This is a genomic window from Natrialba aegyptia DSM 13077 (genome assembly GCF_000337535.1).
In the GTDB taxonomy this organism is placed as follows: Archaea; Halobacteriota; Halobacteria; order Halobacteriales; family Natrialbaceae; genus Natrialba; species Natrialba aegyptia.
In genome coordinates, this window is record NZ_AOIP01000031.1 from 515819 (window position 1) to 530169 (window position 14351).

The following is a 14351-nucleotide window of genomic DNA, read 5'->3' on the forward strand; positions in this document are numbered from 1 at the left end:
ACGACACTCAAAGCTGCCAGAACCACGGAAATACTCAAGAATATAGCGTGTATCGCCCATGACCGCGCTATGGTTTGTGAACGCCGATTGAACAATCTCATCTTCAAACTCGTCGTACAATTCCGCGAGAGATAGAGTTATTTACGCGCGCTATGCTGTTCCCGTACTGTGTAGCACCGGTTCGAAAACTTGTCGTGCTTCTGGCGATAGATCACCCACCGTGTTCCTTCCGGCGTTCCTCCGGGACAACCGTCTCGTATTTCTCCAGCTCACGCTTCCCAAGTGCGTGGAGAATCCAATCATATACCGCTCGGGGCATGCTCGTCTGGAGAATGTTCTTTTTCGAGAAGTCAACATCTGCTAAGAGTTTGCGGTTTTCATCAACGAAAACCGCTGCTGCCTGATGTTCGTCACCGTCAAGATAGTAGATCGTAGAAAAGTCGCCGGACTCACCGATGTTTGTAACATCGCTTGTGCGAGTGACCGCGATACGGCAGAGCTCTTGGCGCTCCTCGAAATTGAGTCGGCTAACGTCGACCTATGTTTGAGGTCCAGTTGTGAGAAGATCGTAGACTTCGGTCATAGCAACACCTAGTGCTAGCGATGGTCTACTCCTCCGAACACAACACAGCCAAACACTACCTCTGAAATCCAGTGAAGGTCCATTGACGACATAGAGCTATCTAAAGAGCAGAATAGTAGGGAACTTCCCATAGGTGTCCATGGTTGACAATAACGGATATTCTTTCTCTGAGCCGCCACCATTTGTGAAATACTGCTTGAGTATTGCAGATTATTTAACAGGGATCGTACGTCACGGAACGAGGAAAAGTCTAACTCTCTTTTCAGTTCTGTTCGCGAGCGCGACAGCTGTCGCTGGGTGGTGTAGCGGTTGAAAGAAAAATCGAAGTGCGACAAGGGCCGGACTGAGTCCGGTAGTTAGCTACTGCTTAATTCTGCTTGCGCAGAGCCAGCATGGCAGCGCCGAGGAGTGCGGCGAGTGCGACAGCGACACCGAAGCCGGGCGTTCCGTCATCGTCGCCGTCGGAGTCGTCACCGCCACTATCGTCGGAGCCGGAGTCGCTACCGGAGTCGCTACCGGAGTCGGACTCGTCGTCCGAGCCGGTGTCGCTACCGGAATCGGATTCGTTGCCGCCATCTTCGACGAAGGAGGTGGTGCCAGTTTCTTCGTTGTCACCGGCCACAACGCTCCACTCAACGTCACCAGTCTCTTCGGAGGTGAAGTCGAAGCTGTTGCTCCACTCTTCACCAGCGTCGAGCGTGATGTTCTCGTTGAGCGTGTTTTCGCCGCCGATCACGACGCCGACCTCGATCTCGTCAGAGGCCGAGCCGCCAGTGTTGCTGACGGTCACATCGAGCGTTGCGTCTTCACCGACAGTAACCTCACTCGGTGCGTCGGTGTCGAGTTCGATGTTTGGCAGTTCAGCGTCGTAGAGTTCGGACGTGATCTCGTGTTCAGCGTCGCTGGCTGGGTCCATGACGCGGAGCGTGAACTCCGTCTCAGGTTCGTAGTCGCCGAAGTCGTAGGTTGCCGTGAAGGTACCGTCTTCTTCGACAACAGCGTCGGGCGAGTGCGTGAAGTTACCAACCGAGCGAGCCTGGGTCCGCAGTTCGGTACCAGGTGCAACGTTGGTTTCACCAGTCAGTTCAGCGCCGTCGACTGCGGGTGCACTCTCTGCGGAGTCGTCCCACTCAACCGAGCGCTCGTCGATCGAGATCGTGTGCTCGAGGTCGATTTCTTCGTCCTCTTCGAGGAAGAACGCACTGTCGTTTGCCTGTGCAGTGACATCGAAGCCAGTGCTGAGGTCGTCCTCATCGTAGAGGTCCGTACCTGCGAGGTCGAGCGCGAAGTAGAGCGTACCGTTGTACTCGTTATCCTCTCCGCTGTTGAGGAACTCACCGTACTCAGAGAGATCCCGTGGGTTGGGTTCCTGGTTCGGGATGTCTTCTTCTTCGATCTGGAGACTGATGCTGTCTGCCAGTTCGCCGTCATCGAGCGCGCCAGAGAGGCCGTAGCCTTCGATGGCGACGATGACGCCGTCCTGGTGTGCGAACTCGTTGGTCTCGGTGACAACCGTCTCGTTGAGGTCGTCAAGGTCGTTCAGGCTACCAAGGTCGTCTTCAGGCACGGTGTAGGTCGTGATATCGGATGGGCCCTCGTAGTCCTGGACGTTGAGGAAGGCCGTACCCGTTTCACTCTGGATATCGTCTTCGTCGCTGTTGACGTCCGTACCGAGCGAGAGTTCGTACTCAGTTCCTGCGAGCGGTTCACTGAGGTTGCCCTCGACGTTCAGTGGCGTGACCTCAACGTCCTCTTCTTCAGCGGACCAGGCTTCGCCTTCGTCGCCCTGGCCGGTGATGAAGGTGTTGTAGTTGAGAGTGATCTGGTCGTAGCCGTCGTCGGAGTTGTCTTCTATGTGGACGAGCGACTCGAAGCCGCTGTTGTCCACGTCACCAACCTTCAGGTACGCATCGTTGGTGTTCTCGAGTTCGATCGGGATCTCAGCGAGGTCGCCCTGGCCGACGTTAACGTCGGAGTTGACGAACTCTGCGGAGATTTCCTCGTCAGTGACAGTGATGTTCGCCGTATCTTCGGCGGTCGTGTCACTGGCATCGATCGAGAACTCGTAGTCGCCAGCATCGATACCGCCGAAGTCAGCGGTGAACTCGTCACGGCCATCGAGGACGATCTCGTCATCGTCAGTGTCGATGTAGACGATGCTGTTGTCAGGGTTCGCGTCCTCCAGTTCGGACGCGGAGTCGTACTGCGTGAAGATACTTACGAGGTCGTCAGCGTCGAGACCGCTCGCGCTCACGTTCGTCTGCAAGTCACCACGGTCTGAATCGATCTCGAGCGACGTGTTCGAACTCGAGGAGTTTGCAACGTTGGTCACCGTCGCGTCGTCGAACTCGCCGGTGACACCGTGCGTGCGGAGGTCGAACTCGACACGATAATCAACGCTGGAGGATCCATCGTTATTGACAGTGACGTTGTACGTGCCCGTTTCGAGGTTGTCCGTGTCGACCTCAACCTGGCCGTCTTCAACGTCGAGGTCACGGAGCCAGTCGCCATCGTCGTCTTCAAGTTCGACAGTTGAGTCGTTAAATACAACTGAGTCACTCTCGGCCGACTGAGACGATTCCGTGATGATTGCGGTCTGTCCTTGCCAAACAGCGTCTCCGCTGTTAATTTCCATTTCTCCGCTGTTAACGTCGGAGGAGTCTCCAACGTTGTACGCCGCCGCTGCACCCGCGAAGGATGCAGTCATGGCGACAACGGAGAGTACCATCATTGCGGTCAGGAACAGCGCACGTCCCTTCTCGCTGAAAGTGGTTTCCTTTGTCATGTTATTGTGTTCGTTGTGTGACCAGGCAGCCATCCCAGCGGCCCGATCGCCACGACCAACGTGATCGTGTCGATTGGAGATCTGGAATATGCTCCCGGATAGGGGTAACAGGTGGATTTTGGATAATACGTAATAAGTCTTCTAGTTCTTACTTTCACCAATCGAAATATATTTGAGTTGCCAGTTAGAAATATAGATGCGGGCGATCGACGCCCATGCGCACATCCATCTCGGAATGTGTTGTCTTGGCGCGCGGAGGCCGGGGCACCCGGGTAGGGACTGAGTGTTTTCAGCCTCCCGCGCTTTTCAATTACTTATCGAGCAGCGGCTCATCAATTTCAAGCTGGCCAAGGAGTTATCCACAAGTTGAGATAGAGATCGAAAACCGAACGGGCGACCGTCACGAGCGACACACCAGACAGCGTCGAAGAGATAAACTTCCCCGGAATGATTGAACTCCGGGATTGGTTCATCAACGAGGTAGGAGACCATGACTGAAAGCACACTCAAAATCACGTTCCGACAGGCCGACGAGCACCGGACTGCCGCTCGCGAGCGCCTAGAGGAAGCCGAAGCCGGCGGCAGTAGTGACGAAATCGAGCAGGATGTTTGCCACATCGTCAACTTCGAAGAGTTCGACGACATCGACTGGCTCATGCGCCGGTCGAACCTCGAGCTGATTGAGGCGACCGTCACGCAGCACCTAGAGAGTATCCGCCAAGCAGTTGCGGTCGTCGATCGAGATGATCGGGAAGTGCATCGGAATCTGAAAGAACTTGAGGCACTGGGCGTCGTCGAGTTCGACGAAGGCGGCCAGAGCAAGACGCCGAAGCTACGAGGAGGAGTCGACAACATCGACTTCTCGATCCGGTTCCCGATGGACGGCGACTCGAATGGGACGACTGCTGCAGTGTGAAAAAAGGTTACACTTTGGAGATTTCTAAATTTAGCCGAATTAGATGACGTCGCGATGACGAAGCACGTCAGTCACAACACGGCGAGTCCAGGTGACTCGACGATCGAGCGGTACTTCGTAGCGTGTTGATTCAACGGTGAAGCCAGGTTTCTCAAGATCGACCGCAACCTTACCGGTGAATGTCGGGATATCTCCTGCGGAGAAGGGCCCCCGTTGGAAGTTATATTCGTCCCGATAATTATCTGGAATGAAGTTACGATTGATATACGTCGCGGCGGCGGAGGCTAACCGCGGTGCGTAATCGTGCGGCGTCGGATGGACAGCTTGTCCAACGCCATCAGGGCCCCAATCAGAGCCATAGATGCCGAACGAACTGTGGAGATCAAAGAAAACGTCGGGATCGTGCTCTTCGACGACATCCCAAATTTCTCGGGCAAGCAGTCTGGTCGGATCGGATCCGATTGTCCACGCACGGTTGAGATTTCCGTTATCGCCGGTGTATGTCCGATCCCGGATTGCAGTCTGGTCGGCCTCAGGGATAACAACGAGTTTTCCGGTATCAGGTTGCCACTGAGCGATTTCGTTAGCTGCCATCCAGCCGCTCGGTTCGTCGCCGTGTTGGCCACCAATGACGAACACCGTCGGACCAGATCTGTTCTCTTCAGTTACATATACCGTCGTTTGTTCTGGCGTTCCGTCTCTGATTGTATACTGTTCAATCTCATGAGCCGCAGCACTTTCCGACCCAATAACACTAGTTGAGAAAGCGACAGCACTGGTCTTTATGAGAAACCCTCGCCGAGTCGAGTGATGGGGATTTGCTCCCGATTGCTGTTGTTCCGTATCTTCCATATTTATAGTTCCCTCAAGATACGTTTTAGCACCCCACAGTACGCATTATAACAGTTTCTATCTATGGATCATTATTTAGTAGCTATACTAATATTATAAAAAATAATAACATTTATAGGATACTATTGGATCTAAGGAACTGTTCCTAGAAACGTCCGTGGTCGGTAACGGGGACGTGAACTCCCACATATCTCCTGATCATCCAATATTATGTAAAAATATTAATTAAATATACCATTCTCATATTGAAGATATTATTTAGGAGATACACTAAATACCTATTTAATTTTCTGCATATAAACCAAATCGCTCTTCTGTAGGAGATCGTTGATACTGCTCAACTGTCGCTGTAGAATCGAAGAGAGCAAGGACACCGCGTCAGCGGTGTCCGTTAGGCATGATTCCACTAGATGTGTTTGGGTCGGAATCGGTCGTAGCGGACCTGTTGGCGCAGGTTCGCTGGCGTAACGGTGTTACTTGCCCTCTCTGCCGTTCTGACCTGACGGTCAAGAACGGCAGCTATGGGCACTTTCAGCGCTATCTCTGTAAGAATTGCGACCGCACGTTCAAGGATAAGACCGGCACGATCTTTGCCCATTCAAAGGTTGCGCTCAGGAAGTGGCTGTTCTCGATTTACGCGTTTCTCCGGTTTAGCACGAGTCTTCGCCAACTTCAGCTAGAGATCGATGTTCAGTACAAAACGATCTCCCAGCGCGTCGAGCGCTTCACAAAGGCGCTCGACGCACCGTCACTTGACCTCGTCGGGCCGGTCGAAATCGACGAGGTCTACGTTTCTGCAGGGTTGAAAGGCCGCGAACGCGACCAAGAGTCGCGCTCGCGTGGCCTGTCCACGCGTGGGCGAGGATCAGTATGACCAAGACAAACCGCCAGTGTTCACGATCGTCGATCGTGGTACCGACGATCGGTACGTGATCCCAGCGAAATCCGTCGATGAATCGACGATTCGGCTCCTTCTCGCAAACCGCGAGAAGGAGCCACTAACCATCTACACGGACGGATTTCGTGCCTACGATCCGCTGGCTGAGGACGACGTATTCGCGGTCGAATGCGTCGTCCACGGCGACGGCAAATACGCCGACGAAGACGTTCACGTCAACACCTGCGAGAGCCACGGATCGCTGCTGCGACTGTGGCTCTCGCCTCATCGAGGCATCTCAAAAGACAAGCTCACACAGTATCTCCGAGCGTTCCAACTTCGACGAAAGTTACTCCGGAAACCAAGGTGAGAACCTCTCAAACACGCTGTCAAAGCTACGCTGTGAAATCAACAAAGTGCTACACAAGAGCGTCTCCAAGTAAATCCGCAGGCAATGCAGCGAAACAACGGCGTAGTCGGCGAATCCGCCGCCACCCTGCGGGGCGGCGGATTCGCCTCGACCACCAATAGCACTTTTAGCCAACGTCACTACCTACCCAGTGAAGCGGGAAATTTTGGACATAGAGTATCCGCCGTTTCCCGCTTCAACTCCCTAGTTGTAACGGATCAGCTCGATACTGTCTGGCGATTCACCAGAGCCCACTGAAGGGAGATTTCGGTCGTTCTGGATCTGACAGGAGTTCTGTAGAGATGATTGGTATACTGAAATTGTCTACGGAGAGTATAATTAACCTTGATTGCTCTTTCTGGGAGGGTATGGATGAACACGACAGTAATCCACTCGAAGAGCAATCGTTCCAATCAACTCGTCGTCGCGGGTTCCTGCGCGGTGCTGCGGGTGCGTGCCTCCTTTCGGGGATCGGTACCGGGATAGCCGCTAGTGGGGAAAGTGACGAGGGCGCGGAATCGAGTGCAGGCGAAGAACTGTGGCGAGTCGATTTCGCTAATTCGGAACACCTTCGTGGTCCTTCCTTGTCATCCGTAACGGATGGATCCCTCTTCGTGAGTAACCCCGATGCCGTTCATGCACTGTCCGCATCGACGGGCGACGAAGAGTGGCAATTCGGCGTCGACGACACGAGGTTTCACGATCCGCCGATCGTGGTCGATGGCACCGTCTTTGCTACGACTAACGATCCCTCCGGTCAGGAAGGAGGGGACGGAAAGGGTACCTCGGTGTACGCGCTGGACGCGGACACGGGCGAACAGAAGTGGCAGTTCGACGAGTACGAGGATACAGTTGCACCGATACACGTTGCGGAGAACACCGTCTTCATTCCATCACAATTTTGCGTCTACGCGGTGGACGCGACCACCGGAGAACAACGATGGCAGTTCGAGGTGGGCTACGGCGTAGAAACCAATCCCAGAACGGACTTCTTCGCCGAGACCGCCACCGGCACACTCTACGTCGCTGATGGTGACGGGAACGTGTTCGCCGTGGACGTGGCTACCGGCGAGGAAGAGTGGCGCGCCGACGCAGGCACTCGGGTAACGACCGAGTTGTCGGTGGTCGATGGCACGCTGTTCCTCGGTGCATTCGGCAGCGACATGGAACAGCCGACTAACTCCGAACTCCAGTACTACGTTTCTGCGCTGGACGCAGCCACCGGCGACGAACGTTGGCGATTCACGCTGAATCCGGAGCCCGGTCTCGAAAGCCCGACGCTCGAGTTCGTAACCGTGATCGATGACACGCTCTTTGCCGGGTCGGACGCGTGTGCTGACTATCCCACGTGCGCCAGTCTGTACGCCGTTGACGCGGCTTCAGGCGAAGAAAAGTGGCAATTCGAGGCCGATAATTCGGTCGATACGGTGACCGAGGCGGATGGCACGCTCTTCGTCGGAACTGCGGTTGGGAATGGCGACGACGGCGTCGTTCACGCGGTGGATCCGGAGACGGGTACGGAACTGTGGTGTTTCCTCGCCGGCAATCTGTTGCTCTCACCGATAACCGTCATCGAGGATACCCTCTTCGTCGTCAGCAGAACTGATACGGACTTCGAGGACGCTTATCGGTTGAACGCGCTGGATACGGCCACCGGCGACGAAAAGTGGAACTTCATCGCCGATACCGACGTTGGCGGGCCGAGGTTCGCGGACGGTACCGTCTTCGTTTCAGCCGACCGCGCAACGGTGCACGCGCTGGATGCAGGCGTAGAGCGCTCGAACGAAGACGGTGGAACGGACGACGACTCGAGCGAGGATAGCAGAACGGACGAGAACTCGGGCGGGGACACCGAAGACGAAACGAACTGCTAGGACGGACGTCCGTATCGGAGATCCCGGTTCCCAGTGTACACTCGGCGTCCTCCGGGCCGATATCCGAGCGCGATAGCCAGTCGACTTCGAAATCGCTGTCGCGGCTGTTTTTGGCGTGAGAGGAACTCTCAGCCGGGGAACACAATCGACTGAGGTATCACTACAACCACGATCGGCCGACTCGAGCGCCCAATGGCCGAATACCAGCCAAGGAGGGGCTGAACTAGACGGTGCCCGGCTAGCATAATACTACAAACCAAACACGATCCCAAACACGATCCGAGTGAACTGACGAAACGGCGGTGACGGGATTCGTTACCTGACCGTTCCGTCCCGGATATAAATGAGTTCGTTCGTGAAGAATTGAATCTTTGCTCGCGTACGCCGATCGTTTGCTTGCGATATGGCAGGAAACAACAGCCACACTGCGAGCGGAGACGCATCGACACCGGCGACCCGCGATCGGCGGGCGACGGCGGAAACGGACTCGACGGCGACGACACGGCGATCGCTCCTCGCGGCGACCGGCGCGACGGTCGCGGGGGCGGCGGGACTGTCCGCAACGACGACGACAGCAACGGCAGCGCCCTGGGATATCGACGTCATCGAAATCGACGAGGGACTGTTCGGGTGGAGCGCCGACGGCAGCCTCCCCGTCGCGGACGAACTGTTCGTCTTCATCCACGGCTGGTTCGGTGATTCGACCGCCCGCAGCCAGGCCGACGACGTGCTCCAGTCGATCCAGTCCGGTGGCTTCTCGCCCGACGAAAGCGTCGTCCTCGAGTGGCCCGCGAGCACGGCCAACTACTTCGGCGCGGAGGCGGATACCGAAGACGTGGGCGAAGTCGCCGCCGAACTCGCCGAAGAGTTCTACGACGACGGCGGTGGGAACATCCGTCTCGTCGGCCACTCCCTCGGCGGCCGGTGCGTACTCTGGACGGCGGACAAGCTCAGCGCCGGCTACGAACTCGAAACGGTCGCTCCGCTGGGTGCCGCCGCCGACGGCTCCGAGGTTTGCGGTTCGCCGTGGAACGACGGCCTCGACAACGCCTGCGAGGTCCGCAACTACCACTCCGAAAACGACTCGACGGTCGGCGGTGCCTACGGCGGCATCGGCGATACGGCGCTCGGAACCGAAGGCGCGGGCTGCTCGCCGGCCGCGAACTACACGGATATCGACGTCACCGCAAGCGTCGGCAGCCACCTCGCGTACCTCGGCGACTCGACCGTCGGGTCCGATCTCGCCGATGCAATCTTGAGCGGGAGCTGCGACGGTGCCGACGACGATGACGATAGCGACGATGACGACGGCGGTTGGTGGTGATCGCTATAGACTAGCCACTGTCGTCGGTCGCGGTCGATACTGACCGCGACCAGCGACACACAAGCAGTTACGGGTGCCGCTACGGATCGATTGGGCCGCGCCTACGGTGACAGACGCTGCCGATCTCGCGGGAAGAGGACCGCTTCCCGGATGTTATCGAGTCCGAGAACCGTCATGATCAGGCGCTCGCCACCCAGGCCGAATCCGGCGTGGGGCGGCATGCCGTATTTGAACATCTTCGTGTAGTACTCGAACTGGTCGGGGTCGAGGCCCTGCTGTTCGAACCCTTCGATCAGGTGTTCGTGACGGTGCTCGCGCTGCCCGCCCGAGACGAGTTCCATGCGCGGGTGCATCAGGTCGAAGCCGGTCGAGAGTTCTTCGTCGTCGCCGTGGTCCATGATGTAGAACGGCTTGATCTCGCTCGGCCAGTCGGTGATGAAGTAGTGGCCGCCGACGTCGTCGCCGAGGGCCTTCTCGCCCTCGGTTGGCAGGTCGTCGCCCCAGACGAGCTGTTCGTCGAGTTCGCCCGTGGCGTTGATGCGCTCGATGGCCTCCTCGTAGCTGAGTCGGGGGAAGTCGGCCTCGGGGACCTCGAAGTCGTCGGCGAGACCGAGCGCCTCGAGTTCGTCGCCGCAGTTCTCGGCGACGGCCTCGTAGGCGGCCGTGACGACGCCCTCGGCGACGTCCATGGCGTCGTTCTGGTCGCAGAACGCGCCCTCGAAGTCGATCGACGTAGCCTCGTTTAAGTGCCGCGGCGTGTTGTGCTCTTCGGCGCGGAAGATGGGGCCGATTTCGAAGACGCGCTCGATGTTCGAGCCGGCGATCAGCTGCTTGAACAGCTGTGGCGACTGGTTCATGAACGCCTCCTCGCCGAAGTAGGTGATCGGGAAGAGTTCGGTGCCGCCCTCGGTCCCGGTGGCGACGATCTTCGGCGTGTTGATCTCGGTGCAGTGGAACTCGCGGAACCGCTCGCGGGCGGCGCGCAGGATCTCGGCGCGGATCTCGAAGACGGCCTGAACCTCGTCCTTGCGCAGGTCGAGCGTGCGGTTGTCGAGTCGCGTCGAGAGGTCGGCGTCGACCTTGCCCGAGGGGTCGAGCGGCAGTTCGGGGTCGGCGGCGGAGATGACGTCGACCGATTCGGGAACGACTTCGACGCCCGTCGGGGCGCGCGGTTCCTCCTCGACGGCTCCGGAGACGCTCACGACGCTCTCGCGGGAGACGCCCAGCCCGGTTTCGACGAGGTCGTCGTCCATCTCGTCTTTCTCGAATTTGATCTGGATCTTTCCGGTGGCGTCTCGGAGGATCAGGAAGGCGATTCCGCCGAGGTCACGGATTTCGTGCACCCAGCCGGCGACCGTCGCGTCGTCGCCCGGCTCGGCGTCGGCAGTGTAGGTTCTGTCCTGCATACCACCCGATTCCCGTCGCCGCAACTTAAGCGCAATCGTTCCGACCCGCCGTTCGGCGTGTGGCGGTCGGTGGCGAGAGGTCGCGTCCCCGGTCTCGCCGACGGTTCACGCTCCCGCAGTTACCGTTCGCGGACCGTCATCGGAATTTCGTCCTTCGGGCGCGCGGTGATCGTCGCCATCAGATCGAGTTCGGTGCCCGGAACGAGTTCGAGGTGGTAGTCCTGGTAGATCGTCGCGAGCAGTAGTCGGGCTTCGAGCATCGCGAAGCGATCGCCGATACACCGGCGGGGACCGGCCGCGAACGGGAAGTACGCGAGTTTGGGAAGTGACTGCTTCAGATCGTCGGTCCAGCGCGCCGGCCGGAAGGCGAGCGGATCGTCGTACCACCGCGGATCGCGATGGACGACCCACTGGTGCATGCGGACCGTCGCGCCGGGCTCGATCTCGTAGCCGCCGATGATGTCCGGCTTGGCCGGTTCGCGGACGATGCCCGGCACCGGCGGGTACAGCCGCATCGATTCCTCGACGACCTGTTCCGTGTACGTGAGGTCGTCCAGATCCGCCATCGTCGGCGTGTCGCCGCCGAGCACGTCGTCGAGTTCGTCGACGAGACGCGCCTCGGCCGCCGGGTTCGTCGCGAGGAGGTACGCCGTAAACGTCAGCGAGAGCGCCGTCGTCTCGTGGCCGGCGAGCAGCAGCGTCACGACCTCGTCGCGGATCTGCTCGTCCGAGAGTTTGGTCCCGTCCTCGTCGGTCACCTCGAGTAACTTCGAGATCACGTCCCGGTCGGTCGGGTTCGCCCGCCGCTCCTCGATCATCCGATAGACGACGGCGTCGAGAGACTCCCGTGCGCGCTGAATGCGCCGGCGCGATGGCGTCGGCACCTGCGACGGGAGCATCATGTGCGAAAGACTCTCGGTCGCCAGCATGAACTCGTCGAGCGCCGAGCCGACGGTCTCGACATCGTCGTCGATATCGACGCCGAACAGGGCCCGGGCGACGATCTTCAGCGTGACCTCCATCATGTCCTCGTGGAACGGGCGGGTCTCGCCCTCGTCCCACGTCTCGAGTTTCTCCTCGGTGAACTCGGTCATCATCGAGGCGTACTCCTCGATGCGATCGGGCCTGAACGCGGGCTGGATGAGGTGGCGATTGCGACGCCAGACCGCCCCCTCGCTGTTCAAAATCCCGTTGCCCGTCGCCGGCCCCAGCACGTTCTGGAACCGGTCGCCCTTGACGTAGTGCTGGTTGTTCTGCACGAGCACCTGCTCGATGTAGTCGGGGTGGTTGAGTTGGTAGACGGGGCCGGTCGGGTCCTCCCAGTAGGCGATATCTCCGTACTCGCGAGCCGTCTCCGTCATGAACTCGTAGGGATGGCGGAGAAAGGCGAGTTGATTGCCGACGAGCGGGAGGCCGTCGGGGCCTGGAGGGTGTTCGTCCGTGGCCGCGGATGGTTCGCTGCTCATCTGTATCGTATACAACGGGCTCAACGCGCCTATGCCTGTGGCCGAGCATGCTCGGTGTACTTATGCGTGGGCTGCGATGAGTCACGTATGCGTGGCCACCGACGGACGAGCACGATTCGACGCGATATCCGAGCGGCGGGGACTGACCGCATCCGATACGATCCCGTCTCAGAACCCGTCTTGGAAGCCGGCATCCGATCATATCGGAGGAACTGTCCATGAGATACGCGACAGTGACGCTCTTCTGGAACGACGGTCACCCCAGCCCCAGTGATCGCCCCTTCGGTCGCACCGAGGCGATCTCGATCGAGGCCATTCGGTACCTCAATCCCGTCTCCGAAGACGACGACCGATACGTCGAACTGCTCGAACTCCGGGGCGACCTCGAGCGCGCCCGAACGCTGCTCGAGGCGTCACCGGACGCCATCGAGTTCGACATCGCCGGCGACGGCACGCGCGGCGTCGCCTACGTCCAACGTCGGACCGTCGGCCCCGTCGGCGACCTCCTATCGATCCTGCAGACTCACGAACTCGTCGTCGACTGGCCGCTGTCCGCCGTCGATTCGGGGGATGGGCGCGCCCTCGAACTCACGATCATCGGCACGGATCGGGCGATCCAGCGCGCGGCCGCGGATCTCCCCGACGGCGTCGTCCTCGATGTCCGGCGGCTCGGTGACTACGACCCGAACCCGAATCACGACACCCGATCACGCGGGGCACCCGGTGGATCACCCGTACTCACCGACCGCCAGCGAGAACTCTTCGAACTGGCGTGGAGCGAGGGCTACTACGAGGTCCCCCGACGGACGACACAGCGCGACCTCGCCGACGAACTCGACCTTGCCACGGGAACCGTCGGCGAACACATTCAGCGGATCGAATCGAAGTTAGCTGCTGCGTATGCCCGGCCGAGACGACAGTAAGCCCCATCCCGTCACGTTCAATCAGCCCACTCCGATCCCGTTTTTGCCGTTCGAACCCAACCGTCCCAGTATGTCTGGGATGGCTGAACTCGAGCGACTCGCAGCCGACCTTCGAACCGCGGAAACCGCGGTCGCGTTCACTGGTGCGGGGATCTCAGCGCCTTCGGGCGTGCCGACCTTCCGCGGCGACGACGGCGTCTGGGAGGCGTTCGACGAGGGGCAGTTCACCTACGATCGGTTCCAGCGCGACCCTGCCGGATTTTGGGCGGACCGAGTTGAACTCCACCGTACGATGTTCGACGCGGAGTACGAGCCGAACACGGCCCACGACGCCCTCGCCGAACTGAACCGCGACGGGCATCTCGAGGCGATCGTCACGCAGAATACCGACGGGTTACACGCGAAAGCGGCGACTACCGCTAGGGGAGACGGCAGTGACAGCGACAATAACAGTGACGGCGACGAGCGCACCACCGCCGCCGAGTTCAGCGCGCGCGAGACGATCCTCGAACTCCACGGCAACGCACGACGGGTTCGGTGTTCCGATTGCGGGCGTCGGGAGCCAATGGAGCCGATCGTCGAGCGGGCCGAAGACGGTGAACTCCCGCCGACGTGCGACTGTGGCGGCACCTACAAGCCGGACGTGGTGCTTTTCGGCGAACGACTGCCGGAGACGGTCCTCCAGCGGGCGCGCTCGCTCGCCCGCGAGAGCGACGTGTTTCTGGCCATCGGCTCATCGCTGGTCGTCGAACCGGCGGCGTCGCTGCCGCGGATCGCGGCTTCGAACGAGGCGACGGTGGGGATCATCAATCTCGAGTCGACGCCGGTCGACAGCGTGGCGGACGGCTGTTTGCAGGAGGGCGTGACGACGGCGTTGCCACGGTTGCAGGAGCTGGTCGAGTCGTCGGGGTCTGCACAGGAGTCAGCGTAAGCGAC

Annotated in this window: 9 protein-coding genes and 2 pseudogenes; 6 read left to right on the top strand and 5 right to left on the bottom strand. The window is 59.3% G+C overall.

The genetic code is table 11. The annotated features are described in order from the left end of the window. Positions 1–950: 950 nt before the first annotated feature. Complete coding sequence (locus C480_RS13680; protein ID WP_049903669.1) at positions 951–3368, bottom strand: BGTF surface domain-containing protein; 2418 nt, start codon at positions 3366–3368, stop codon at positions 951–953. A 490-nt stretch (positions 3369–3858) separates the two neighbouring features. On the opposite strand from C480_RS13680, the gene C480_RS13685 reads away from it, so the two are divergent. Beyond that, entirely contained in the window at positions 3859–4284 is a 426-nt protein-coding gene (locus C480_RS13685; RefSeq protein ID WP_006666206.1) for an HVO_A0114 family putative DNA-binding protein, read from the top strand. Positions 4285–4323: 39 nt separating this feature from the next. On the opposite strand, the gene C480_RS13690 is transcribed toward C480_RS13685, so the two are convergent. After that, a complete protein-coding gene (locus C480_RS13690; RefSeq protein ID WP_241433828.1) occupies positions 4324–5136 on the bottom strand; it encodes a succinylglutamate desuccinylase/aspartoacylase family protein in 813 nt (270 codons plus the stop codon). 397 nt (positions 5137–5533) lie between these two features. On the opposite strand from C480_RS13690, the pseudogene C480_RS13695 reads away from it, so the two are divergent. Continuing rightward, positions 5534–6383, top strand: a pseudogene (locus C480_RS13695) (IS1595 family transposase). A 63-nt stretch (positions 6384–6446) separates the two neighbouring features. Here C480_RS13695 and C480_RS22255 read toward each other — a convergent pair. Then, positions 6447–6563, bottom strand: a pseudogene (locus C480_RS22255) (IS5/IS1182 family transposase); the annotation flags it as partial. 227 nt (positions 6564–6790) lie between these two features. Here C480_RS22255 and C480_RS13700 point away from each other — a divergent pair. Together C480_RS13700 and C480_RS13705 are read left to right on the top strand one after the other, a co-directional pair. After that, positions 6791–8296 carry an outer membrane protein assembly factor BamB family protein gene (locus C480_RS13700; protein WP_241433829.1) on the top strand — a complete coding sequence of 502 codons (1506 nt, stop codon included), beginning with the start codon at positions 6791–6793 and terminating at the stop codon, positions 8294–8296. A gap of 403 nt (positions 8297–8699) precedes the next feature. Continuing rightward, positions 8700–9620 carry an alpha/beta hydrolase family protein gene (locus tag C480_RS13705; protein ID WP_006666209.1) on the top strand — a complete coding sequence of 307 codons (921 nt, stop codon included), beginning with the start codon at positions 8700–8702 and terminating at the stop codon, positions 9618–9620. A 101-nt stretch (positions 9621–9721) separates the two neighbouring features. Here the strand turns inward: C480_RS13705 and aspS are convergent, their stop codons facing one another. Together aspS and C480_RS13715 are read right to left on the bottom strand one after the other, a co-directional pair. After that, complete coding sequence (gene aspS, locus C480_RS13710) at positions 9722–11026, bottom strand: aspartate--tRNA(Asn) ligase (RefSeq protein ID WP_006666210.1); 1305 nt, start codon at positions 11024–11026, stop codon at positions 9722–9724. A gap of 119 nt (positions 11027–11145) precedes the next feature. Continuing rightward, positions 11146–12492, bottom strand: coding sequence for a cytochrome P450 (locus C480_RS13715; protein ID WP_006666211.1), 1347 nt, complete (start codon positions 12490–12492; stop codon positions 11146–11148). A 218-nt stretch (positions 12493–12710) separates the two neighbouring features. On the opposite strand from C480_RS13715, the gene C480_RS13720 reads away from it, so the two are divergent. Beyond that, on the top strand, positions 12711–13415 hold the full coding sequence (locus C480_RS13720) for a helix-turn-helix domain-containing protein (RefSeq protein ID WP_006666212.1): 705 nt from the start codon (positions 12711–12713) through the stop codon (positions 13413–13415). A gap of 79 nt (positions 13416–13494) precedes the next feature. Beyond that, on the top strand, positions 13495–14346 hold the full coding sequence (locus tag C480_RS13725) for an SIR2 family NAD-dependent protein deacylase (RefSeq protein ID WP_006666213.1): 852 nt from the start codon (positions 13495–13497) through the stop codon (positions 14344–14346). Positions 14347–14351: the final 5 nt, after the last annotated feature.

Coding starts and splice junctions, on each gene's coding strand:
- C480_RS13680 (WP_049903669.1), bottom strand. CDS start 3,368: ATGACAAAGGAAACCACTTTCAGCGAGAAGGGACGTGCGCTGTTCCTG.
- C480_RS13685 (WP_006666206.1), top strand. CDS start 3,859: ATGACTGAAAGCACACTCAAAATCACGTTCCGACAGGCCGACGAGCAC.
- C480_RS13690 (WP_241433828.1), bottom strand. CDS start 5,136: ATGGAAGATACGGAACAACAGCAATCGGGAGCAAATCCCCATCACTCG.
- C480_RS13700 (WP_241433829.1), top strand. CDS start 6,791: ATGGATGAACACGACAGTAATCCACTCGAAGAGCAATCGTTCCAATCA.
- C480_RS13705 (WP_006666209.1), top strand. CDS start 8,700: ATGGCAGGAAACAACAGCCACACTGCGAGCGGAGACGCATCGACACCG.
- aspS (WP_006666210.1), bottom strand. CDS start 11,026: ATGCAGGACAGAACCTACACTGCCGACGCCGAGCCGGGCGACGACGCG.
- C480_RS13715 (WP_006666211.1), bottom strand. CDS start 12,492: ATGAGCAGCGAACCATCCGCGGCCACGGACGAACACCCTCCAGGCCCC.
- C480_RS13720 (WP_006666212.1), top strand. CDS start 12,711: ATGAGATACGCGACAGTGACGCTCTTCTGGAACGACGGTCACCCCAGC.
- C480_RS13725 (WP_006666213.1), top strand. CDS start 13,495: ATGGCTGAACTCGAGCGACTCGCAGCCGACCTTCGAACCGCGGAAACC.